The 20119-nt window shown below is 69.7% G+C and carries 25 protein-coding genes; 10 read left to right on the forward strand and 15 right to left on the reverse strand.

All coding sequences use genetic code 11. The annotated features are described in order from the left end of the window. Positions 1-177: 177 nt before the first annotated feature. Both AB0M76_RS16630 and AB0M76_RS16635 read right to left on the reverse strand, forming a co-directional pair. Positions 178-1008: a helix-turn-helix domain-containing protein gene (locus AB0M76_RS16630; RefSeq protein WP_365953488.1), complete on the reverse strand. Its 831-nt coding sequence runs from the start codon at positions 1006-1008 to the stop codon at positions 178-180. A 325-nt stretch (positions 1009-1333) separates the two neighbouring features. Next, positions 1334-1741 (reverse strand): ATP-binding protein, encoded by a 408-nt coding sequence (locus AB0M76_RS16635; protein WP_365953489.1) that lies wholly within the window; start codon positions 1739-1741, stop codon positions 1334-1336. Positions 1742-1897: 156 nt separating this feature from the next. Here AB0M76_RS16635 and AB0M76_RS16640 point away from each other — a divergent pair, with 156 nt between their 5' ends. Beyond that, the gene (locus AB0M76_RS16640; protein WP_365953490.1) at positions 1898-2758 is read left to right on the forward strand and encodes a helix-turn-helix transcriptional regulator; all 861 of its coding nucleotides are present in this window, start codon (positions 1898-1900) and stop codon (positions 2756-2758) included. A gap of 5 nt (positions 2759-2763) precedes the next feature. Then, entirely contained in the window at positions 2764-2946 is a 183-nt protein-coding gene (locus AB0M76_RS16645; RefSeq protein WP_365953560.1) for a DUF397 domain-containing protein, read from the forward strand. Positions 2947-2955: 9 nt separating this feature from the next. On the opposite strand, the gene AB0M76_RS16650 is transcribed toward AB0M76_RS16645, so the two are convergent. Continuing rightward, positions 2956-3636 carry a hypothetical protein gene (locus AB0M76_RS16650; protein ID WP_365953491.1) on the reverse strand — a complete coding sequence of 227 codons (681 nt, stop codon included), beginning with the start codon at positions 3634-3636 and terminating at the stop codon, positions 2956-2958. 153 nt (positions 3637-3789) lie between these two features. Between AB0M76_RS16650 and AB0M76_RS16655 the strand changes: the two genes are divergently transcribed. The 4 genes from AB0M76_RS16655 to AB0M76_RS16670 all read left to right on the forward strand — a co-directional run bounded on the left by AB0M76_RS16655 (position 3790) and on the right by AB0M76_RS16670 (position 6888). Further along, the gene (locus AB0M76_RS16655) at positions 3790-4587 is read left to right on the forward strand and encodes a VOC family protein (protein ID WP_365953561.1); all 798 of its coding nucleotides are present in this window, start codon (positions 3790-3792) and stop codon (positions 4585-4587) included. Positions 4588-4736: 149 nt separating this feature from the next. Next, positions 4737-5180: a hypothetical protein gene (locus AB0M76_RS16660; RefSeq protein WP_365953492.1), complete on the forward strand. Its 444-nt coding sequence runs from the start codon at positions 4737-4739 to the stop codon at positions 5178-5180. Then, positions 5177-6568, forward strand: a complete 1392-nt coding sequence (locus tag AB0M76_RS16665) for a hypothetical protein (protein ID WP_365953493.1) — start codon at positions 5177-5179, stop codon at positions 6566-6568. Before AB0M76_RS16660 ends, AB0M76_RS16665 begins: the two co-directional genes overlap by 4 nt. Next, entirely contained in the window at positions 6565-6888 is a 324-nt protein-coding gene (locus AB0M76_RS16670; protein ID WP_365953494.1) for a hypothetical protein, read from the forward strand. Before AB0M76_RS16665 ends, AB0M76_RS16670 begins: the two co-directional genes overlap by 4 nt. Before the next feature lie 54 nt (positions 6889-6942). Here the strand turns inward: AB0M76_RS16670 and AB0M76_RS16675 are convergent, their stop codons facing one another. From AB0M76_RS16675 to AB0M76_RS16695, 5 genes are all read right to left on the reverse strand, one after another. Further along, complete coding sequence (locus AB0M76_RS16675; protein WP_365953495.1) at positions 6943-8250, reverse strand: dicarboxylate/amino acid:cation symporter; 1308 nt, start codon at positions 8248-8250, stop codon at positions 6943-6945. 320 nt (positions 8251-8570) lie between these two features. Continuing rightward, on the reverse strand, positions 8571-8876 hold the full coding sequence (locus AB0M76_RS16680) for a DUF4229 domain-containing protein (protein ID WP_365953496.1): 306 nt from the start codon (positions 8874-8876) through the stop codon (positions 8571-8573). An 83-nt stretch (positions 8877-8959) separates the two neighbouring features. Continuing rightward, on the reverse strand, positions 8960-9484 hold the full coding sequence (locus tag AB0M76_RS16685) for a GNAT family N-acetyltransferase (protein ID WP_365953497.1): 525 nt from the start codon (positions 9482-9484) through the stop codon (positions 8960-8962). A gap of 106 nt (positions 9485-9590) precedes the next feature. Further along, entirely contained in the window at positions 9591-10754 is a 1164-nt protein-coding gene (gene mqnE / locus AB0M76_RS16690) for an aminofutalosine synthase MqnE (protein ID WP_365953562.1), read from the reverse strand. A gap of 66 nt (positions 10755-10820) precedes the next feature. Then, positions 10821-11276, reverse strand: a complete 456-nt coding sequence (locus AB0M76_RS16695; protein ID WP_030302184.1) for an Lrp/AsnC family transcriptional regulator — start codon at positions 11274-11276, stop codon at positions 10821-10823. A 138-nt stretch (positions 11277-11414) separates the two neighbouring features. On the opposite strand from AB0M76_RS16695, the gene AB0M76_RS16700 reads away from it, so the two are divergent. After that, positions 11415-11549 carry a hypothetical protein gene (locus AB0M76_RS16700; RefSeq protein ID WP_266626677.1) on the forward strand — a complete coding sequence of 45 codons (135 nt, stop codon included), beginning with the start codon at positions 11415-11417 and terminating at the stop codon, positions 11547-11549. Here AB0M76_RS16700 and AB0M76_RS16705 read toward each other — a convergent pair whose 3' ends face one another. After that, a complete protein-coding gene (locus AB0M76_RS16705) occupies positions 11550-12230 on the reverse strand; it encodes a UbiX family flavin prenyltransferase (protein WP_365953498.1) in 681 nt (226 codons plus the stop codon). Between the two features lie 89 nt (positions 12231-12319). On the opposite strand from AB0M76_RS16705, the gene AB0M76_RS16710 reads away from it, so the two are divergent. After that, the gene (locus AB0M76_RS16710) at positions 12320-12913 is read left to right on the forward strand and encodes a rhomboid family intramembrane serine protease (RefSeq protein ID WP_365953499.1); all 594 of its coding nucleotides are present in this window, start codon (positions 12320-12322) and stop codon (positions 12911-12913) included. Positions 12914-12947: 34 nt separating this feature from the next. Here the strand turns inward: AB0M76_RS16710 and mqnP are convergent, their stop codons facing one another. Genes mqnP through AB0M76_RS16725 form a run of 3 tightly spaced genes read right to left on the reverse strand, consistent with a single transcriptional unit; the run spans position 12948 to position 15789 of the window. Beyond that, on the reverse strand, positions 12948-13871 hold the full coding sequence (mqnP, locus tag AB0M76_RS16715) for a menaquinone biosynthesis prenyltransferase MqnP (RefSeq protein WP_365953500.1): 924 nt from the start codon (positions 13869-13871) through the stop codon (positions 12948-12950). Beyond that, entirely contained in the window at positions 13868-14335 is a 468-nt protein-coding gene (locus AB0M76_RS16720) for a hypothetical protein (RefSeq protein WP_365953501.1), read from the reverse strand. Before AB0M76_RS16720 ends, mqnP begins: the two co-directional genes overlap by 4 nt. Beyond that, the gene (locus AB0M76_RS16725) at positions 14332-15789 is read right to left on the reverse strand and encodes a menaquinone biosynthesis decarboxylase (RefSeq protein ID WP_365953502.1); all 1458 of its coding nucleotides are present in this window, start codon (positions 15787-15789) and stop codon (positions 14332-14334) included. The genes AB0M76_RS16720 and AB0M76_RS16725 overlap by 4 nt, the downstream gene beginning before the upstream one ends. A 90-nt stretch (positions 15790-15879) precedes the next feature. Here AB0M76_RS16725 and AB0M76_RS16730 point away from each other — a divergent pair, with 90 nt between their 5' ends. Together AB0M76_RS16730 and AB0M76_RS16735 are read left to right on the forward strand one after the other, a co-directional pair. Further along, positions 15880-16194, forward strand: a complete 315-nt coding sequence (locus AB0M76_RS16730; protein WP_365953503.1) for a PLD nuclease N-terminal domain-containing protein — start codon at positions 15880-15882, stop codon at positions 16192-16194. A gap of 69 nt (positions 16195-16263) precedes the next feature. Beyond that, on the forward strand, positions 16264-16788 hold the full coding sequence (locus tag AB0M76_RS16735) for a hypothetical protein (protein WP_365953504.1): 525 nt from the start codon (positions 16264-16266) through the stop codon (positions 16786-16788). On the opposite strand, the gene AB0M76_RS16740 is transcribed toward AB0M76_RS16735, so the two are convergent. From AB0M76_RS16740 to AB0M76_RS16750, 3 genes are read right to left on the reverse strand one after another with little or no spacing between them, the layout of a single operon-like run. Continuing rightward, a complete protein-coding gene (locus tag AB0M76_RS16740; RefSeq protein ID WP_266665001.1) occupies positions 16764-17267 on the reverse strand; it encodes an SRPBCC domain-containing protein in 504 nt (167 codons plus the stop codon). The genes AB0M76_RS16735 and AB0M76_RS16740 overlap by 25 nt on opposite strands. A gap of 25 nt (positions 17268-17292) precedes the next feature. Next, complete coding sequence (gene ccsB / locus AB0M76_RS16745; RefSeq protein WP_365953505.1) at positions 17293-18387, reverse strand: c-type cytochrome biogenesis protein CcsB; 1095 nt, start codon at positions 18385-18387, stop codon at positions 17293-17295. Next, complete coding sequence (locus tag AB0M76_RS16750) at positions 18384-20111, reverse strand: cytochrome c biogenesis protein ResB (RefSeq protein ID WP_365953506.1); 1728 nt, start codon at positions 20109-20111, stop codon at positions 18384-18386. Before AB0M76_RS16750 ends, ccsB begins: the two co-directional genes overlap by 4 nt. Positions 20112-20119 lie beyond the last annotated feature (8 nt).

Here is a 20119-nt window from a genome sequence, read left to right on the forward strand (position 1 = left end):
GGGCATCGGCGGCGCTCGCGGTCAGGGCTTCGCCCGGATGGCCTCGAGCGGTTGCCCGGTGCAGGCGTCTGCGCCTGGATGGAAGTCCCGCCGGTCGCAAGGCGGAGCAGACGGAAGGACACCTATCTCGACGGCTCGTCCGACCCGGAAGGGTGGGACGTGGTGTTCATCTGACGCCTAGGCCGCCGCGCCTACCGCGCGCGGTGGTGGGCAGTCGCGGCAGTGGCCCGGGTGCGGGGACCGGAAGGCGCGTTCGCAGCCGTCGCAGGTCTGGAACGGGTCCGGCCGTCTGACCGGCCTCGGCGCCGGAGCGTGTGGCAGGGGCGGCGGGAGCAGCGCCTCGAGGCGGTATGCGAGTACCGAGGCGGGGCTGCGCATCGGCTCGGGGAGGTTCGTGGTCAGGGCCAGCCCGACCGCCTCGGGGTCCGCACCTCGGTCCAGCCAGGTCGATACGCCGGGTGCGAGGCGTTGTACGTCGCGCTCGGCCAGGAGCAGGCGCGGGTCGTAGCGGCGGAGGCCGGCGAGCAGATCGGCCGCCCCGGCGTGCAGCTGCCGTGGCTCGGGTGCAAGATCCGGCTCCGGCGCGGGCGAAGGCTTCCGCCTCGGCTCCGGGCCCGCCCCCGCCTTCGGTGAGGGGTCCGCCTCCGGTGTCGGCTCCGGCTCCCGGTCCGGGTCCGGGTCCGGGTCCGGGTCCGGGTCCGGGTCCCAGTCCGGTGCGGGCTTGCGGGACGGTGGGGGCGGGCCGTCCGGGGTGGCCAGCGGCTTGTTGTACGAGTACGTGCGGGTTGCCACCCGGCCGGTGGGCAGGCGCTCGGTTCGGCGTTCCAGGTAGCCGTGGCGCTCCAGCTCGTGGAGGGCGGAGCTGATCCGCCTCTCCCCCTCCGTGAACCGCTCGGTGAGCGCCTTGATGCCGACCGGGGAGCCTTCGGGCAGCGACTGGATGTACGCCGCGACCCCGATCGCCGTCGCCGACAGCTCGCGGTGCTGGAGGAGGTGGTTGCCGACCACGGTGTAGTGACTGGCGTGCCACGTGTTGACGTGGATGACACCGGATCGGGGGGTCCCGGTGCGAACTCGGGACGAGGCGCGCGAGGGCGCGCTAGGGTGCTGAAGAGCCATGGGGAAGCGAGTCACTTCCTGCTTGGTCAGGCCCTCGACCGGGATTGCAGTCCCGCCGGGGGCCGTCTCATGTCTGCGGTTGTCGGGGCGAGCATATGCCCGCCAACCGGACCGAAATCCAGCTCAGTTGGCACAGTTCACCCGACCGAGCGACGAGGGCCGGTGGGGTTGGGTTGGTTGGTTCTTTCCCCCGGTTCTTTAGGTCTTTATGCGTCTAAGCACGCCGGGTCGCGACGAATCGTGACGCGGCATCGAATGAGACCTCCGCCCACACCACCTTGCACGGGGTCGGCCCTTCCCTTACGCCCCAACGGTCTGCCAGTGCTTCGACCAGGACCAGACCCCGGCCCGCGTCGCGAATCTCCGGGATGCGGTCACCCCGGGTGTCCGTCACCTCGATGAGCAGCGTGCCGGGGGTGACGGTGAGGGCGAGCCGGAAGTCCCGTCCGGGGACGCGCCCGTGGGTGATCGCGTTGGCGGAGAGCTCGGCGATGATCTGCCCCGGCACCTCCAAGGGCAGCCCCCAGGCACGGAGTTGTTCGATGGCGAGCACGCGCCCGAGCCGAGCCCCGCGCGGGGTCGCGGACAGCTGGACGTGAAAGTCGACGAGTTGAGGAATCACGTCACTCAGCGTGGCGGTCCGTGCGTACCGTGGGAACCAACACCGCCCGTACGTCCCGCGTTTGTCCGGTGCTTGTCCAGTGCTGTCGCGGCTGTCCGGACCGACCTGACGGGTACGGGGCGCTGAGGACATCGGCTCGTCGGAAGTGGGCGCGCAATGAGCGTGGACAACATTGACGGTACGGAAGAACCCGGGTGGGACGTAGACCCGGAGGACGAACAGGGCGTAGCGGTGCTCGCCGCGCTGGCCCGCCAGCTCAAGACCTGGCGTGAGTCGGCGGGCATGCGGGCGGCCGACTTCGGGGCGGCCATCCGGTACGGGGAGGACCTGGTACGCAAGGTCGAAGCGGGCAAGCGGATCCCCCGCCCCGAGTACCTGGACAGGGCGGACAAGGTACTGAACGCGGGCGGCAAGATCGCCGCCATGAAGGTGGACCTGGAACAGGTCCGCTACCCGAGGAAGGTCCGGGACCTGAAGCAGAGGGAGGGCAAGGCCGTCGAAATCGGCACCTACAACAACCACAACATCCATGGCCTGTTGCAGACCGAGAACTATGCCCGGGCGCTCTTCGAGATGGCTCAGCCCCCTCAGTCACCGGAGCAGGTGGAGCGGGGAGTAGCCGCACGGCTGGCTCGGCAGTCGATCTTCGAGCGGTCGCCTGGGCCTGCTCTCAGTTTCGTCCAGGAAGAGGTGACCCTGCGACGCACCATCGGGGGCACAATGGTGTTGCGCGGCCAACTCGAACGACTGTTGGAGTTGGCCGGGTTGCGGAACGTCACGATCCAGGTGATGCCGACCATCTGCGAGGACCACGCCGGAATGGGAGGCCGCATCCAGGTGCTGAAGTTCGGTGACGGAACGGCAGTGGGACGCTCCGAAGGAATCTTCAACGGCCGTCCGGTCTCTGAACACAAGCAGTTGCAGATCCTTGATCTGCGCTATGGCATGATCCGGGCCCAGGCTCTCTCGCCCCGGGAGTCACGAGCCTTCATCGAGAAACTGCTGGGAGAGACGTGATCCACATGGCCGAGCTGGAGTGGTTCAAGAGCAGCTACAGCGACAGCAGCGACATCAACGACTGCGTCGAGGTGGCCAACACCCCCGGCGCCGTCCTGGTCCGGGACTCCAAGGACATCCAGCGGGACCACCTGGCCTTCGGGCCGCACGCGTGGGCCGGGTTCGTGGCCCACGCGTCCGGCATCTGACGACGTCCCTCAGGCGCGGGTGCAGACGTGCACCGACTCGCTGTGCCCGCCCTCGCTGTGGACGATCCGCAGCACGTTGTTCTTGTACGTCACCTTCAGCACCTGACCGTCGCTCGTGTCCTTGTGGCCCGGGGGCTTCCAGGGGAAGGTGAGCGAGACGTTGTCCCCGACCTCGTTGGGGACGGTGAGGGCTTCGCCGCCGGTCAGCCGGCTCACGCCCTTGGGGGCCTCGTACACGTCGAGGACCAGGTGGCCGCCGCGGTGCAGCCAGCCTCCGTGCCAGGTGACCGGCTCGGGGCCGCTGGTCCAGGTGATGGTCCAGCCGGAGTTCCCGCCGCCGTCCGCGTTCACGGTGGCGGTCCCCTTCACGGTCTCGCCGTTCGGCGTGGTCGACTCGAGGTGCCAGTCGCCCTTGATGAAGGCGTCGAAGGCCCTGGTCACCACGGTGGACGCGGTCGACGCCGGTGCCGGGGCGGCTGCGGAGGATGCGGCCCCGCCACCCGCCGGTCCCGAAGCCGAGGCCGAAGGAGCCGAGGACGATGCGTCCGCGCCCCCCGAGGCCGGGGCTGCGGCCTTGTCCTTGCCGCCGCACGCCGCGACCAGCGTGGCGCCGACCCCGATCGCCAGGTAGCGCATTGCGTTGCGCCGCCCGATCATCCGTGCCGCCGTTCGTATCTCTCGTACCGTCACCAGTCCCCCGTACACACTCAGTTGATCAGCAGCGACCGACTATAAGGGAGCCCTCGCACATTCATCCGTACGGCCCGGTTCGGCCGGTGGGGCCTGGGTAGGGACCGGGCCGTCCATCCCCCATCGGCAGCCCCGGAGGCATCCGTGCCCGACATGAACGGCCCCTACCAGGCAGGCACCCCCTGCTGGATCGACCTGATGGTCCCCGACCAGCAGGCCGCCCTCGACTTCTACCGCGACCTCTTCGGCTGGCAGGGGGAGATCGGCCCGGCGGAGACCGGCGGCTACTCCGTCTGCACCCTCAAGGGCAAGCCGGTCGCCGGGATCATGAAGGCCATGAACCCCGATGGGACGGTGCCGGACCCGATGCCGCCGACCGCGTGGACCACGTACCTGGCCACCGACGACGTCGACGCCACCCTCAAGACGGTCACCGACGCGGGCGGCTCAGTGATGATGGGCCCGATGGACGTCATGGACCTCGGACGGATGGCCGTCATCACCGACCCGACCGGCGCCGCAGTCGGCCTCTGGCAGTACGGCACCTTCCCCGGCGCGGGCATCGTCAACGAGCACGGCGCGCTGATCTGGAACGAGCTGAGCACCGGCGACACCGACGCCGCCGCCGCGTTCTACTCCGCCGTACTGCCGCTCACCACGGTCCCGTCGCAGATGCCGGACGCCCAGGGGTACACGGAGTTCAAGGTCGGCAGTCGCGCGGTCGGCGGGCTGATGGATCTCTCCTCGATGCCGCCTGGGGTTCCGCCGCACTGGCAGCCCTACTTCCACGTCGACGACGTCGACAGCATCCAGGCGGCCGCGGAGCGGGCCGGCGGCAGCGTCAAAGCCCCGGCGTTCGACATGGCAGCCGGCCGGATGGCCGTCCTCGCCGACCCCCAGGGCGGCACCTTCGCAGTGATCAAGGCCACTGCGCCGGAGCAGCCCGCCTGAGCAGGGGCGGCCGTTGCCCCCGGCCGTCACGGCCGGGGCAACGGGCTGTCGCTTCCACCGCTTGGAACCGTGTGCTCCCCATCCGCGTCCCTCATGAACATGATCAGCCGAATCTGGTCATGTCCGGTTATCAACTACTCAGGGGACACATGTCGTTCGACGCGGAATGGGCTCAGCACAAGGCCGCCGTACTCGCGCAGCAGTCGCCCGCCATGCGCCTCAACCACGTGCCCGCCGAGGCGAGCACCCCGGGCAGCCCGGCCGGGAGCCTCGTGGCCGGGGCGCAGTCCATCAACGGCAACGCCAACCTGCTGATCGAGATCGCCGCGCTCCTCCACGAGGGCCGGCCCGACGGCGACGCGAGCACCATGGCCCGCGCCCCGCGGGCCCACGCGGACGTCTCGGCGGAGGCCCTGCGCTTCGCCCGCTTCGCCGACGACCAGTTCAAGGACACGATCAACCTGTTCGCCGCCCTGGCCACCAAGCTCAAGACCACCGGCACCAGCTTCGCGCAGGTAGACGACGGGACGGCCCGCAACTTTCTGGGCGGCATCCTCGACGGCGGCCAGTACGTGAAGCCGGAGTCCAAGTGAGCCTGAGCCACCGCAAGGACGTCCAGTTCCTGGAGGAGTGCAACCCGGCGCTGGTGGAGCGCAACGCCGCCGAGTTCAAGCGGCTGCGCGATCTGCTGGTGCAGGCCGAGGATCCCGCGCGGCGCGCGGAGACCGGTACGCAATGGCAGAGCGACGGCAGCCACACGTACACCGACCGCCTGTCGGAGGCCCGTCAGCTCGTGCTCCACATGGCCGAGGGGTACGACAAGGCGGCAAGCGCCCTGCACGCGTACGCGGCGGCCCTGACGACCGCCAAGTCGCACTACTCGAACGGCAAGCGCACCGAGCGCAAGCTCGCGGCGCTCATCGCCACGAAGGGTACGGCGATCACGCGCACGGCGCAGGAGGCGGAGCCGATGTGCCAGTGGGAGGACATGCGGGCGACGACCGGGGTCATGGACTTCTTCGCCGAGCTGACGATGGACGTGGACGACATCCGCGAGGAGGCGAACCGGCTGCACGATGACGCGGGCGGCAGTTTCCACCTGGCGAAGACGGCCGAGCAGGAGGCTCGGAGCGTGTGCGTCCACGCGATGAAGCAGGCGTACGAGCTGCTGCCCGAGTTCAAGGTCAAGGGCGGCGGGGGCGGGGTCGACGTGTACGCGGCGATGGCCGACATCCGCCGCGAGGCGGCGGAGGCCCGTACGAACCCCCTGACGCACCTGCCGGGCAGCGGCCCGAAGAAGGAGATGACCGGCCCGTTCGGGAACGAGCCCGTCTCACCCGAGCTGCGCGACATCCGGATGCGGGTGGCGGGGCTGCCGGAGGCGGACGACAACTACTGGGACCCGCCGCAGTCGGACGAGGGCCGGGCCGAGTGGATCCGCAACAACAAGGAGATCCTGCGCGCGGCCGCGCAGCGGGCGGGGCTACCGGAGGAGATGGTCGCGGGCATCGCGTGGAAGGAGGTCGGCGGCCAGCCGGGCATCTTCGACGACGGCGTGGACTTCTTCCGCCAGGCGGCGGACGCCCCGTGGGGCCTGAGCCCGGTCACGGCCGAGAACCTGCCGGACCGCGCGGGCGGCAAGCCGGACGAGACCTCCTTCGGCCCGATCGCGGTCCAGCTGCGGCGCGGGGCGGAGGTACTGGGCTACGACCCGGAGAACCTCACGGACCAGCAGCGCAACGTGGTGAAGTCCGCGCTCCAGGACCCGAAGCAGAACGCCTTCATAGCCGCCGGCTTCCTGGCGCAGATCAAGGAGGAGACCGGCTACGCGAACATCCCGGCGGACCAGCTGACCGAGGCCCAGATGCAGGAGATCGCCGCCCGCTACAACGGCGGCCCGTACTGGGAGTCGAAGAAGGCCCAGGACTACGGCGATGATTTCCGGAACAACCTCGGCAACGTGAAGAAGGCAATGCAATGACGTACGGGAGCGGGCGCGAGAGCATCGACCTGCCCGAGGACCGGGGCTGCCTCCAGTGGGTCCTCGGCGTCCCCCTCGCCCTCATCTACCTGCCCGCGGTGTACATCTGCGTCCTCCTGCTGGTGGCCGACCCGATTGCGGCTGAGGACCAGCGCACGCGCGACGACGCCCACGCGATGGGCGCTGTAGCCCTGTGCCTCAGCTTCGCCGGCCTGCTCCTCTCCCTCCTCCCGGTCTACCGCCGGACGATGAACCGCTGGTGGTACGCCGTCCCGCTGGTCCTCGCCACGCTCGCCCACTTCGCCGCGACGGCCCTGTGAACGCACCGCAGCCCCCGCCCGGACGGGGGCGGGGGCTGCGGGGTGGTGGGACGGTCAGGCCGGGACGGGGACCGCGGTGGGGTCGTCCAGCGGGGAGGACGAGGCGGCCTCGTAGGCCTTCTTGTCCAGGATTCCCTCGCGGGCCGCGACCACGACCGGGACCAGGGCTTGCCCCGCGACGTTCGTGGCGGTGCGCATCATGTCCAGGATCGGGTCGATCGCCATCAGCAGGCCGACGCCCTCCAGGGGCAGGCCCAGGGTGGAGAGGGTCAGCGTCAGCATGACCGTGGCGCCCGTCAGGCCGGCCGTGGCGGCCGAGCCGACGACCGAGACGAAGGCGATCAGCAGGTAGTCGGTGATCGTCAGCTGGACGTCGAAGATCTGCGCGATGAAGATCGCGGCGAGCGCCGGGTAGATCGCGGCGCAGCCGTCCATCTTCGTGGTGGCGCCGAACGGGACGGCGAAGGAGGCGTACTCCTTCGGGACGCCGAGGCGCTCGGTGACCTTCTGGGTGACCGGCATGGTGCCGACCGAGGAGCGGGAGACGAAGGCCAGCTGGATCGCGGGCCAGGCGCCCTTGAAGAACTGGATCGGGTTGACCTTGGCGACCGTCGCGAGGAGCAGCGGGTAGACGCCGAACATCACGAGCGCCGAGCCGATGTACACGTCGGCGGTGAAGGTCGCGTACTTGCCGATGAGTTCCCAGCCGTACGAGGCGATCGCGGTGCCGATCAGGCCGACGGTGCCGATCGGGGCGAGGCGGATGACCCACCACAGGGCCTTCTGGAGCAGCTCCAGGACCGATTCGGCGACGTTCAGGAGCGGCTGCGCCTTGTTGCCGAGCTGGAGGGCGGCGATACCGGCGACGGCGGCCAGGAAGACGATCTGAAGCACGTTCAGCTCGGTGAACGGCGTGATGACGTCCTTCGGGACGATGCCGGTCAGGAAGTCGAGCCAGGAGCCGGTGCGCTTGGGGAGCTTGCCGTCCTGCGGGGTGAGGCCGGTGCCGGCGCCCGGGTTGGTCAGCAGGCCGATCGCGAGGCCGATGCCGACGGCGATCAGCGAGGTGATCATGAACCAGAGCAGGGTGCGCGAGGCGAGGCGGGCGGCGTTGTTCACCTTCCGCAGGTTGGTGATGGACACCAGGATCGCGAAGAAGACGAGGGGGGCCACGGCCAGCTTCAGCAGCTGGACGAAGATGTCGCCGATCTGCTCGAGAGTCTTGGCGAGCCAGCTGACGTCCTGGCTGCGGGCGAGCCAGCCGAACAGGACACCGAGCACGAGGCCGGTGACGATCTGGGCCCAGAAGGGGAACTTGAAAGAGGCCTTGGCGGGGGCCTGAGGGGTCGCGGACACGGACACACTCCGGGGGTGATGCGCAAAGAAAGTGGGGACGGAAGAACGGCGTGGACTCAGCGACAGCCACAACAGGCCGCGGACACGCGGCGGCAGAGGTCGACGTGCAGGCGCGCCACGAGCAGGACACCCGTGGTCATTTCATGCGCAACTGTGGTCAACATGTTTAACACGCTAACACTTTCCCTTTGAGGATCTCAAAGGTGCACTTTGAGACATGGGCACCCCGAAAACGCCGAACCGCCCCAGCACGCAGGGGAAGTTCCCGGTGCTGGGGCGGTTCGGTGCGCTTTGGGCTGTGACGCAGCTAACGCATGTGCGGGAACTTACGCGCGGGCGGCGTCGTCGGCCGCGTCCTCCTGGGAGCGGTTCGCGGCGAGCCGCTCCTTCGCGCCCGCGACGCGTCCGGAGATCTGCGTGGACATCTCGTCGCGCTGCTTGCGCAGGAGTACGAAGGACACCGGCGCGGAGATGACGAGGGCGAGCAGCACGACCCAGGCGGGGTTGGCGTCGCCGAGGCCGGCGGGCACCCAGCCCACGTTGACCAGGACGGAGACCAGGACGAGGCATCCGACGAAGATGCCCAGGCGCATCGCGGTGTAGCGGATCGTTGCGCTCGGCTTGAGGGACACGGTGACCCCTTCTCTCTCGTCGGTACGTCGTCAGGTGCCCGTCCAGTGAAGCACGCCGCAGCTACGGACAAACCCTCCGGGGGTCAATGCAGCGGCAGCAGCATCGTGATGTCGTCGCGGTCGTCGCCCGGGGCCACCCGGATGGCGTCCGGGACGCGGCCGACCTCCTTGTAGCCGCAGGCCGCGTAGAAGTGCTCCAGGCCCATGCCGCCGCGGCAGCCGAGCCGGATCGCCTCGATGCCGTCGAACGAGCGCGCGGCGTCGGCGACGGCCTCCATCAGCGCCCGGCCGGCGCCCTGCCCCTGGAGGCCGGGGCTGACCATGACGGTGTAGGCCCAGACCCAGTGCGTCTGCAACCGGTGCGTGTTGAACGCGAGGACGGCGGCGGCCTGTACCCGCCCGTGCGCATCACGGCCGACGACCAGCCGGTGGCGCCCCTCGGCCATCGCGACGAGGTGCTTCACCAGCTCGGGCCGGATGTCCTCGGCGGTGACGGGCGGCACGAATCCGACCGCGCCGCCGGCGTTGGAGACCTCGGTCCAGAGTTCGGCGACGCCGTCGCGCAGCGCGGGGTCGACAACCGGGTCGACCGTGAAAGTAAGGGCCATGGAGGCAGATTATCTATTACCGGCAGTCTCGGCAACGAAAGAGCGCGCCGACATGCGAACGGCCCCGGTCCTCGTGGGACCAGGGCCGTTCGAGCAACGGAGCGCCTCAGACGCGCATCGCCTGCGGGGTCTCGCGCAGGGCTGCGTCCGGGCCGGGGTACTCGCGGATGATCTCGTAGCGCGTGTTCCGCTCGACCGGGCGGAAGCCCGCCTCGCGGATCAGCTCGAGCAGATCGTCACGGCCGAGCTTGTTCGGCGTGCCGTAGTTGTCCGCGTCGTGCGTGATCTTGTACTCGACGACCGAGCCGTCCATGTCGTCCGCGCCGTGCAGCAGCGCCAGCTGGGCGGTCTGCACGCCGTGCATCACCCAGAACACCTTGACGTGCGGCACGTTGTCGAACAGCAGTCGCGAGACGGCGAAGGTCTTCAGCGCCTCCGCGCCCGTCGCCATCGTCGTCCGCGCCTGGAGCTTGTTGCGGACCTTGCCGTCCTGCATGTCCACGAAGTCGTGCTGGTAGCGCAGCGGGATGAAGACCTGGAAGCCGCCGGTCTCGTCCTGGAGCTCGCGCAGCCGCAGCACGTGGTCCACGCGGTGGCGCGGCTCCTCGATGTGCCCGTACAGCATCGTGCTCGGGGTCTTGAGACCCTTCTCGTGCGCGAGCCGGTGGATGCGCGACCAGTCCTCCCAGTGGGTGCGGTGGTCGACGATGTGCTGGCGGACCTCCCAGTCGAAGATCTCCGCGCCGCCGCCGGTCAGCGACTCCAGACCGGCCTCGATCAGCTCGTCCAGGATGTCGGAGGCCGACATTCCGGAGATCGTCTCGAAGTGGTGGATCTCGGTCGCCGTGAACGCCTTCAGCGAGACGTTCGGCAGCGCCTCCTTCAGCGCGGAGAGCGAGCGCGGGTAGTACCGCCACGGCAGGCTCGGGTGCAGGCCGTTGACGATGTGCAGCTCGGTGAGGTTCTCGTTCTCCATGGCCTTGGCCAGGCGCACGGCCTCCTCGATGCGCATCGTGTACGCGTCCTTCTCGCCCGGCTTGCGCTGGAACGAGCAGTAGGCGCACGACGCGGTGCACACGTTCGTCATGTTGAGGTGGCGGTTGACGTTGAAGTGGACGACGTCGCCGTTCTTGCGCATGCGGACCTCGTGGGCGAGGCCGCCCAGCCAGGCCAGGTCGTCGGACTCGTAGAGGGCGATGCCGTCCTCACGGGTCAGCCGCTCGCCGGAGCGGACCTTCTCCTCCAGCTCGCGCTTGAGCCCAGCGTCCATTCCGGTCATCCCGGTCGTCTCCTCTACGCGTCCCGTCCTGCCTGCAAACCGCCACCCACCGTACTCTTAGCGCTCCTCGGGCAGGTCCCCGACCCGGTTCTCCCACTTGGTGGAGAGCACGATGGTGGTACGGGTACGGGAGACGCCCTTGGTGCTGGAGAGCTTGCGGATGATCCGCTCCAGCCCGTCCACGTCGCCGGCGCGCACCTTGAGCATGTACGAGTCGTCGCCGGCGATGAACCAGCAGTCCTCGATCTCCGCCAGGTCGCGCAGCCGGCGGGCCACGTCCTCGTGGTCCGCGGCGTCGGAGAGGGAGATGCCGATCAGCGCCGTGACGCCGAGGCCGAGCGAGGCCGCGTCGACGGTCGCGCGGTAGCCGGTGATCACGCCGGCCGACTCGAGCCGGTTGATCCGGTCGGTGACGCTGGGGCCGGAGAGGCCCACGAGCCGGCCCAGCTCCGCGTACGAGGCACGTCCGTTCTCCCGGAGTGCCTGGATGAGCTGCCTATCCACCGCGTCCATATACCTGGAGCCTTCCATTATTCGGCGATCCCGCAAGTTTACGTATAGAATCAAAGGCACACAGGGTCAACACCCTGTGAATCTTTCAACAGATTGGCGATGATCTCGCTGATCTGACGACATCAGGAGTGGTTCACCGTGTACACGATCGAGATGGCCTACGCGCACATGCGACAGCTCCAGGAGCTGGCCAACCGATCCCGCACCGACCAGCCCGCCGCCGCCCACCGCGTCGACCGGACCCGCAAGCCGAGCACGGCGAAGAAGCGCTAGTCACGGCTTGCCTCCCGGGGGGCGGGAGCCACCGAGCTCCCCCTCCCACCGGCGGTACAGCTTGTGCGGCACCCCTGCCGCATCAAGCACCCGCCCCGCGACGAAATCCACCAGGTCCTGGATGTGCGTCGCACCCGCATAGAACGCCGGAGAGGCGGGCAGCACCACTGCGCCCGCCTCGTCCAGCGCCACCAGATGCCGCAGCGTCTGCCCGTTCAGCGGGGTCTCCCGCACCGCGACCACCAGCCGGCGCCGCTCCTTGAGCGTCACGCTCGCGACGCGCTGGAGCAGGTCCTTCGACAGTCCGAGCGCCACCCCCGCCACACAGGCCGTGGACGCCGGCACGATCAGCATCCCCTTCACGGGGTACGAGCCCGAGCTCGGCCCGGCGGCCAGGTCGCCGGCGCCCCAGTAGCGGACGTCGCCCAGTTCCGGCCGGGCGAAGGTCGCGGGCTTGCCGTCCGCCCCGTGCTCGAGCCAGGCGCCGAGATCGTCGCGCCAGTGCGCATCGCGGAAGGCGATCCCGGTCTCGTCCAGCAGGGTCAGCCGCGAGGCCCGGCTGACCACCAGGTCCACGCTCTCCCCCGCCGCCAGCAGTCCGCGGATCACCGCGGCCGCGTACGGCGTCCCGGACGCCCCGGAAACCCCGACCACCCACGGGGTGCGCTTGCCGTCAGTCATAGCTCCGAGACTATCCGGCCACTCCAAAACGACGCTGAGTAAGGTGACCTGAGCGTCGACGGGTGGTCGGCGGGCAGGGGGATCAGGACATGGCCGAGATGCGCCCCGAAGAGTGGAGCCAGGCCGAACGGGCCAAGGCCGCCGGGAAGCTGATGCTGGGCTGGGTGGCCCTGCTGTGGCTGATCGAGGTGGTGGACCTGGCCACCGGGCACGCGCTGGACGCGTACGGGATCATCCCGCGCACCGCCGACGGACTGACCGGGATTCCCCTTTCCCCATTCCTCCACTTCGGCTTCGGCCATGTGGCGTCCAACAGCGTGCCGCTGCTCGCGCTCGGGTTCGTCGCCGCGTTGAGCGGGATTCGACGGTTTCTCGTGCTGTGCGCGGTGGTCGTGCTCGTGGACGGGCTCGGGGTGTGGCTGGTTTCCGCGTCGAACACCGTCACGGCCGGGGCTTCGGGGCTGGTCTTCGGGCTCTTCGGCTATCTGCTGGTCCGCGGGTTCGTGGAGCGGCGGGTGCTGGGGGTGCTGGTCGGCGTCGTGATCGCCGCGTACTGGGGGGCGGGGATCCTGACCGGCATCCTGCCGACGAACACCACGGTCAGCTGGCAGGGCCACCTCTTCGGCCTCCTGACGGGCGTCACCGCGGCTTTCCTGTTCGGCCGCCGGACCGCCCGGGGGTAGGGCCTGCGGGGCGGTCGCGCCCGGCACCATCGAGTTACAGGGTCAGGCCCCGGGCCACCAGGTCGGACAGGGCGCAGACGAAGAGCGCCATGCCGATGAAGCCGTTCACCGTGAAGAAGGCGCGGTTCAGGCGGGACAGGTCGTGCGGCTTCACGATCGTGTGCTCGTAGAGGAAGGCACCGACCACCACCAGCAGGCCGAACCAGAAGAACGGGCCCGCGTCCGTCGCGAGTGCGTACCACGCCAGCAGGGCCGTGGTCATGACATGCGCGCCTCGCGCGCCCCACAGGGCCGCCGGGACACCGAACCGCGCCGGGACGGACTTGACGCCGTCCGCGCGGTCCGCGGCCACGTCCTGGCAGGCGAAGATCAGGTCGAAGCCGCCGATCCAGACACCCACCGCCAGGCCCAGGATCACCGCGTCCCAGGACCACTCGCCGGTGATCGCCAGCCACGCCCCGACCGGCCCCATCGCCTGGGCCAGGCCCAGGATGGCGTGCGGGAAGTCCGTGAACCGCTTGCCGTACGGGTACACCACCATCGGGATCACCGCGACCGGCGCCAGCGCCAGGCACAGCGGGTTCAGCAGCGCCGCCGAGCCGAGGAACACGGCCAGCGCGATGCCGGCCCCGGTCCAGGCCGACCGTACGGACACGGCCCCCGTGACGAGCTCGCGCCCGGCGGTACGCGGGTTCCGCGCGTCGATCTCCCGGTCGATGATCCGGTTCGCGGCCATTGCGAAGGTCCGCAGCCCCACCATGCAGACGGTGACGAGCAGCAGCTCGGCCCAGTGCATGGTCCGGTCGAGCCGGAACATGGCCGTCAGCGCCGCGATGTAGGCGAACGGCAGCGCGAAGACCGAGTGCTCGATCATCACGAGCCGGAGGAACGCCTTCACCTTGCCGGTCGGCTGCGGCGCCGGGCCCGGCCCGATCACCCCGTCGGCGGTCGTCATCATGCGAGGGCTCTCCGGAAGTCTTCGAGGTCGGCCAGCAGTTCCGCCGCCGGGAGCGCGCCGAGCTCCAGGGTGTGGGGGACGCCGTCGTGGCCCTCCGGCGGGGTGACGTACGCAGTGACCTGCCAGGTGTCGGCAGCCGGGCGCGCGTCGAGGCGGAGGAAGTTCCCGGCCTCGGCGGTGAACGGCTCGCCGGCCGCCAGGGCCTGCTGGAGCTGCTCCGCGAAGTCGTCCGCCTCGACGTCCCGCGCGCCGGGCAGCTCGAAGCCGTCCCCCTCGCCGTCCTCGTCGAGCATCAGCGCCCAGATGTTGCCGGGCCCCGCGAACTCCTCCGGCGAGACGCCGGCTTGTTCGGCTGCCAGCCGGACGCCCGGGTCCGCCGGGTCGATCTCCGGGCGCAGCAGGGCCACGTAGACGTCGTCGGTGCCGAGGACGAGCTCGGGACCGCCAACCGCGATCGGGCTCACAGGCCGTACTCCTTCCAGCGGCGGTTCACCAGTGCCGCCGTCGCCGGGTCGGACTCCACCATGTCGGGCCAGCCGCCGTCGCGGGTGTAACCCTCCTCGGGGAGCTTCTTCGTGGCGTCGATGCCCGCCTTGCCGCCCCAGAACTGCTGGTACGAGGCGTGGTCGAGGTGGTCGACCGGACCCTCCACCACCGTGAGGTCGCGGGAGTAGTCCGTGTTGCCGAGCGCCCGCCAGGACACCTCGTGCAGGTCGTGGACGTCGCAGTCGGCGTCCACCACGATGATCAGCTTGGTCAGCGACATCATGTGCGCGCCCCAGATGGCGTGCATGACCTTCTGGGCGTGCTTCGGGTACTTCTTGTCGATCGAGACGATCGCGCAGTTGTGGAAGCCGCCCGACTCGGGCAGGTGGTAGTCCACGATGTCCGGCACGATGATCTTCAGGAGCGGGAGGAAGAAGCGCTCCGTGGCGCGGCCCAGCGGGCCGTCCTCCGTCGGCGGCCGGCCGACCACGATCGACTGGAGCAGCGGGCGCTTGCGCATCGTCACGCAGTCGATCTTCAGCGCGGGGAACGGCTCCTGCGGGGTGTAGAAGCCGGTGTGGTCGCCGAAGGGACCCTCCGGCAGCATCTCCCCCGGCTCCAGCCAGCCCTCGATGACGACTTCGGCGTTGGCCGGGACCTGGAGCGGGACGGTCTTGCAGTCGACCATCTCGATCCGCTTGCCCGCGACGAACCCGGCGAAGAGGTACTCGTCGATGTCGCCGGGCAGCGGCGCGGTCGACGCGTACGTCACGGCCGGCGGGCAGCCGAAGGCGATCGCGACCGGCAGCCGCTCGCCGCGCTTGGCGGCGACCGCGTAGTGGTTGCGGCTGTCCTTGTGGATCTGCCAGTGCATGCCGATGGTGCGCTTGTCGTGGCGCTGGAGGCGGTAGAGGCCGAGGTTGCGCACGCCCGTCTCGGGGTGCTTGGTGTGGGTGAGGCCGAGGTTGAAGAAGGACCCGCCGTCCTTGGGCCAGGTGAAGAGCGCGGGGAGCTGGTCCAGGTCGACGTCGTCGCCGGTGAGGACGACCTCCTGGACGGGGGCGGCGTCGCCCTTCACCTTCTTCGGCGGCACGTGCACCATCGAGCCGAGCTTGCCGAACGCCTCGCGGACCCCGATGAAGCCCTGCGGCAGCTCCGGCTTGAGCAGGCCGCCGATCTTCTCGCTGATCTCGCCGTACGACGTGAGACCGAGGGCCTTCAGGAGGCGGCGGTCGGTCCCGAAGACGTTCATGGCCAGCGGCATCGCCGAGCCCTTGACGTTCTCGAAGAGGAGGGCGGGGCCTCCCGCCTTGTTCACTCTGTCGACGATCTCCCCGACCTCGAGGTACGGGTCGACTTCGGCCTTGATGCGCTTGAGGTCGCCCTCCCGCTCCAGAGCCCGGAGCAGCGAGCGGAGATCGTCGTAAGCCATAGGGGCCAGTATCCGTCACCGACTAACCTGGGAGCGTCACCGGGGCCCGAGGCGGGTCCCCCGTCACTGCTGGGGAGTCGGTCCCACACCGTGCTGCGCTACCTGCCGTTCCTGCTGATCATCGCACTGACCATCTACGCCTTCATCGACTGCCTGAACACCCCCGAAGAGGAGGTCAAGCACCTCCCCAAGGTGGTCTGGGTGATCATCATCCTGCTCTTCTCGATCGTCGGGCCGGTGGTGTGGCTGTTCGCGGGCAGGCAGCGGTCCGTGGTCGGCGGCGGCCGGGCGCGCCGGACGCAGTGGGTCGCGCCCGACGACAACCCGGAGTTCCTGCGGTCGCTCGGCGAGGAGCACGACAAGAACAAGGACCGGGACACGAACCGGGACACCGACAAGGACTGAGCGCCGCGGCTCCTCCGTGTGGCGCAGCGCACAATTGAACGCGTTCAAGACGACTGCAACAATGGGCGGATGCCGGAGAACTGCGGAGGGCCGCGGGTCGTCGACACGATCCTGCGCAATCTGCTCGCGTACGGGGTCGCCGTCGCCGCCCTGCTCGCCATGGCCGGCGGCAATCCGCACACCCACCACGCCGCCCCGGCCGTCTACGACGCGCGCAGCGACGAGATCGTCGGCACCTGGCGCTGCGTCGGGGGCACCGAGGTCGTCTTCCGGGCCGACGGGAGCGCCACCGTCACCCTCCTCGACGGGCAGGAGCGCGACTACGACCACGGCTGGCGGCTCTCCGGCTCCGGAACCTGGAAGCTGATCAGCCGGGAGCCCGCCGGCTGGAACTACGGCCAGCACGTCCGCCTCCACCTGCCCGCCCCGGCCTTCGCCGGGGCCAGGGGCGGCGCACCGGACCGGCAGGCCGCGCCCGCACGGTACAAGTGGACCTTCGAGCTGCGCCGCGACCACCGGCAGACCCTCGAGCTGTACTTCTTCCTCGGCGATCCGGGCGCGCGCAGCGCCTACGTCCTGGAGAAGGACGCGTAGGACGCGCGCAGCTCCGCCCAGCGGGCGTCGGTCCACCGGGACCAGTCCGCCGGATGGCCTTGCAGTGCGGATTCCAGCAGCTCGAAGTGGTGGTGCCAGCCGGCGAGGGAGTCGAGGCGGTCCTCGTCGGAGCCGGCCCGCTCGTTCAGGAAGCGGATCACGGTCGAGTCCGTCCCCACCGCCTCCAGGTGGAAGCGGATCCGGCCGTGCTCGCTCACCGTGTACTCCACGACCCGCTCGACGTCCCAGGCCGTGACGTGGCCGGAGACCGTCGTCCCGCCGTTCAGCCAGTGCAGCGTGACGACCCCGCCGAGCCTGCGCTCCAGGACGTCCGCCGCGGCCAGCCAGCCGCGCAGCCCGTCCGGTGTGGTCAGGGCGGGCCACACGGTCTCGTATGCACTCGGCACGTGGACCTCGAAGCGCAGCAGCCAGCGGTTCCCGCCGCGGCTCTCACTGGTGGCATGACTCACAGGTGCCATGCCACCAGCGTCCCACTCCCGCGGGTCAGACGCCTGCGTACGAGTGCTTGCCGCTGAGCAGGATGTTCACGCCGTAGTAGTTCCAGATCCAGCAGGCGAAGGCGAAGAGTGCGAGGTACGCGGCCTTGCGGCCCTTCCAGCCTGCGGTGGCGCGGGCGTGCAGGTAGCAGGCGTACGCCACCCAGGTCACGAAGGACCAGACCTCCTTGGGGTCCCAGCCCCAGTAGCGGCCCCAGGCGTCGCCCGCCCAGATCGCGCCCGCGACGATGGTGAAGGTCCACAGCGGGAACACGGCCGCGTTGATCCGGTACGAGAACTTGTCGAGCGAGGCGGCCGAGGGCAGCCGCTCCAGCACCGAGGAGCGGAAGCGGCCCGGCGTGCGGCCCTGCTCCAGGTGGCTCTCGTAGGAGTCGCGGAAGAGGTAGAGCACCGCGCCGGCCGCGCCGATGTAGAAGACCGCGCCGCAGAAGATCGCGGTGGAGACGTGGATCCACAGCCAGTACGAGTGCAGGGCCGGGACCAGCTGGTCGCTGTCGGTGTAGAGCCAGGTGGTGGCGATGCCGAGGTCCAGCAGGACGGTGGTGACCAGGATCAGGCCGAGCCAGCGGACGTTCTTCTTCAGCGCCAGGAGCAGCAGGTAGGCGCCGACGGCGACGGCGGAGAAGGTCACCGAGAACTCGTACATGTTGCCCCAGGGGGCCCGCTGCACGGACATCGCGCGGGTGACCACGCCGCCCGCCTCGATGAGGAAGCCGAGCGCGGTCAGCGAGACCGCGATCCGGCCGTACAGGTCGCCGTTCTCGGTGCCGCCGGCCGCGCCGGGGCCGTCCGGGACGTCGCGGGCGCCGGCGGCGGAGCGCGTGACGACCTTCGGCTTGTCGAGGACGGCCGTGCCCCCCTTGCCGCGCACCTGGACGGCGGGAGCGTCGGCGGCCCCGGCCTTGACGGCCTTGGCGGCGGTCAGCGCGGCGGCCGTACGGCCCACCTTGCTGCGGCTGCCGAAGGTCCACTCGGCGATGTGGGCGAAGAAGGCGAGCATGTAGACCGCCATCGACGAATAGACCAGGTAGTTACTGATCTGAGCCAAATTCTCGTTGACTTCGGCTGCGAGCGGCGTCATCCGCGCTCCCCTTCAACAGTTTCCTTGACAGGTTGGTCGGGCGCCGTGGGCGCCTGCTGGTGGAGGGCGGCGGCGAGCTGTCCCAGCTCCTCCGGGAGCTTGGCCGACTCGCTGCGGCCGAGGCCCGCCATCTCGACGACGGTCACGCCGTCCTTGCCGGCCACCGCGCGCACCCAGACCCGGCGGCGCTGGATGAACAGCGACGCGGCCAGGCCGCCGATCGCGGCGATCGCGCCCGAGAGGGCGAGGCCGCTGCCCGGCTGCCGGGTGATCGAGAAGGTGGCCCAGCGCTCGACGCCCTCGAACTTCACGGTGCCCGCGCCGTTCGGCAGCTCCATCGCCTCGCCGGGCAGCAGCCGCTTCTTGAACAGCTGCCCGTCGGCGTCCTTGAACTCCTGCATCTTGGAGGTGTTCAGCTGGTACACGTTCTGCGGCAGGCCCGCGTCCACGCCCAGGCTGCCGTGGTAGGCGCTCAGCGCGAGGACGGGGAACTTCAGGTCCGGGAACTGGGAGAGCATCGTGCCCTTGCCCTCACCGGCGAAGGTCGGCACGAACATGGCGTTGAAGCCGAGCTGCTCCTTCTTGCCGTCCTTGTCGCTGTAGCCGTCCGGGACCTTCACGGCGCCGGAGGAGCTGAGGTTCGCGTCGAAGGGCAGCATCGGCACGGCGTCCTTGAAGACCACCTTGCCGGTCGGGTCGGTCACCGAGACGATCGGCGCGTAGCCGTGGCCGAGCAGGTAGACCTTGGAGCCGTCGACCTCCATGGGCTTGTTGACCTGGATCTCGCGCTTCTGCGGTGCGCCGTCCGCGCCGTCGCTGAAGGTGACGTACGCCTTGAAGTCGCGCGCGGTGCCCTTCTGCGGGCCGCTCTCCTCGTACGTGGCGTCGAACCTGTCGAGCGTGAAGGAGAAGGGCGCCAGGTCGTCGGGGCTGAAGAAGCTGCCGTACTTGAAGTCGTCGTACTGGGTCAGCGTGTTCGCGAAGCCCTTGCCGCGCAGCACGAGCTTGCCGCCCTCGGACTTGAACAGCTGGCCCCAGGCGAACGCGACCAGCATCACGATCAGGGCGATGTGGAAGGCCAGGTTCCCGGCCTCGCGGAGGTAGCCCTTCTCGGCGGCGACGGAGGCCGCTCCGGCCTCGGTGCGAAAACGCCGCCCGCCGAGGACCGACTTCGCGTGTGCGAGCACCTCGTCGGGGGCCTTCTCCGTACGCCACGTCGCGTACGCGGGCAGCCGGTCCAGCCGCTTGGGGGCGCCGGGCGGGCGGCCGGTGAGCTGGCCGACGAACTGCCAGCTGCGCGGGACGATGCAGCCGATCAGCGAGATGAACAGCAGCAGGTAGATCGCGGAGAACCACACCGAGCTGTACACGTCGAAGAGCTGGAGCTTCTCGGCGAGCGGGACCCAGAAGGAGTGGTCCTTCTTCCACTGGGCCACCTTCATCGCGTCGACCTGGTTCTGCGGGACGAGCGAGCCCGGGATGGAGCCCAGGGAAAGCAGGAAGAGGAGGATCAGCGCCACACGCATGGAGGTGAGCTGCCGCCAGAACCAGCGGATCCAGCCGATCACGCCGATGCCGACGGGGCCGCCGGTGTCCTCCGCGGGGGCGGTGGACAGCTGCGCGCCGGCGGCTTCCTCGGCTGCGTTCTCGCGGGCCTCGGCGGAATCCGCGGCTTCCTCGGACGGGTTCGGCGCCTCGGTGGACGCCTTGTCTGTCGTACTCATGTGTATGT

The organism is Streptomyces sp. NPDC051364, assembly GCF_040682115.1.
GTDB lineage: Bacteria > Actinomycetota > Actinomycetes > Streptomycetales > Streptomycetaceae > Streptomyces.

What these genes read in the sequence shown, in the direction of transcription:
- AB0M76_RS16640 (WP_365953490.1), top strand. Translation starts at nt 1,898, where the DNA reads ATGAGCGTGGACAACATTGACGGTACGGAAGAACCCGGGTGGGACGTA.
- AB0M76_RS16645 (WP_365953560.1), top strand. Translation starts at nt 2,764, where the DNA reads ATGGCCGAGCTGGAGTGGTTCAAGAGCAGCTACAGCGACAGCAGCGAC.
- AB0M76_RS16655 (WP_365953561.1), top strand. Translation starts at nt 3,790, where the DNA reads ATGAACGGCCCCTACCAGGCAGGCACCCCCTGCTGGATCGACCTGATG.
- AB0M76_RS16660 (WP_365953492.1), top strand. Translation starts at nt 4,737, where the DNA reads ATGTCGTTCGACGCGGAATGGGCTCAGCACAAGGCCGCCGTACTCGCG.
- AB0M76_RS16670 (WP_365953494.1), top strand. Translation starts at nt 6,565, where the DNA reads ATGACGTACGGGAGCGGGCGCGAGAGCATCGACCTGCCCGAGGACCGG.
- AB0M76_RS16685 (WP_365953497.1), bottom strand. Translation starts at nt 9,484, where the DNA reads ATGGCCCTTACTTTCACGGTCGACCCGGTTGTCGACCCCGCGCTGCGC.
- mqnE (WP_365953562.1), bottom strand. Translation starts at nt 10,754, where the DNA reads ATGGACGCTGGGCTCAAGCGCGAGCTGGAGGAGAAGGTCCGCTCCGGC.
- AB0M76_RS16695 (WP_030302184.1), bottom strand. Translation starts at nt 11,276, where the DNA reads ATGGACGCGGTGGATAGGCAGCTCATCCAGGCACTCCGGGAGAACGGA.
- AB0M76_RS16705 (WP_365953498.1), bottom strand. Translation starts at nt 12,230, where the DNA reads ATGACTGACGGCAAGCGCACCCCGTGGGTGGTCGGGGTTTCCGGGGCG.
- AB0M76_RS16710 (WP_365953499.1), top strand. Translation starts at nt 12,320, where the DNA reads ATGGCCGAGATGCGCCCCGAAGAGTGGAGCCAGGCCGAACGGGCCAAG.
- mqnP (WP_365953500.1), bottom strand. Translation starts at nt 13,871, where the DNA reads ATGATGACGACCGCCGACGGGGTGATCGGGCCGGGCCCGGCGCCGCAG.
- AB0M76_RS16725 (WP_365953502.1), bottom strand. Translation starts at nt 15,789, where the DNA reads ATGGCTTACGACGATCTCCGCTCGCTGCTCCGGGCTCTGGAGCGGGAG.
- AB0M76_RS16735 (WP_365953504.1), top strand. Translation starts at nt 16,264, where the DNA reads ATGCCGGAGAACTGCGGAGGGCCGCGGGTCGTCGACACGATCCTGCGC.
- AB0M76_RS16740 (WP_266665001.1), bottom strand. Translation starts at nt 17,267, where the DNA reads ATGGCACCTGTGAGTCATGCCACCAGTGAGAGCCGCGGCGGGAACCGC.
- ccsB (WP_365953505.1), bottom strand. Translation starts at nt 18,387, where the DNA reads ATGACGCCGCTCGCAGCCGAAGTCAACGAGAATTTGGCTCAGATCAGT.
- AB0M76_RS16750 (WP_365953506.1), bottom strand. Translation starts at nt 20,111, where the DNA reads ATGAGTACGACAGACAAGGCGTCCACCGAGGCGCCGAACCCGTCCGAG.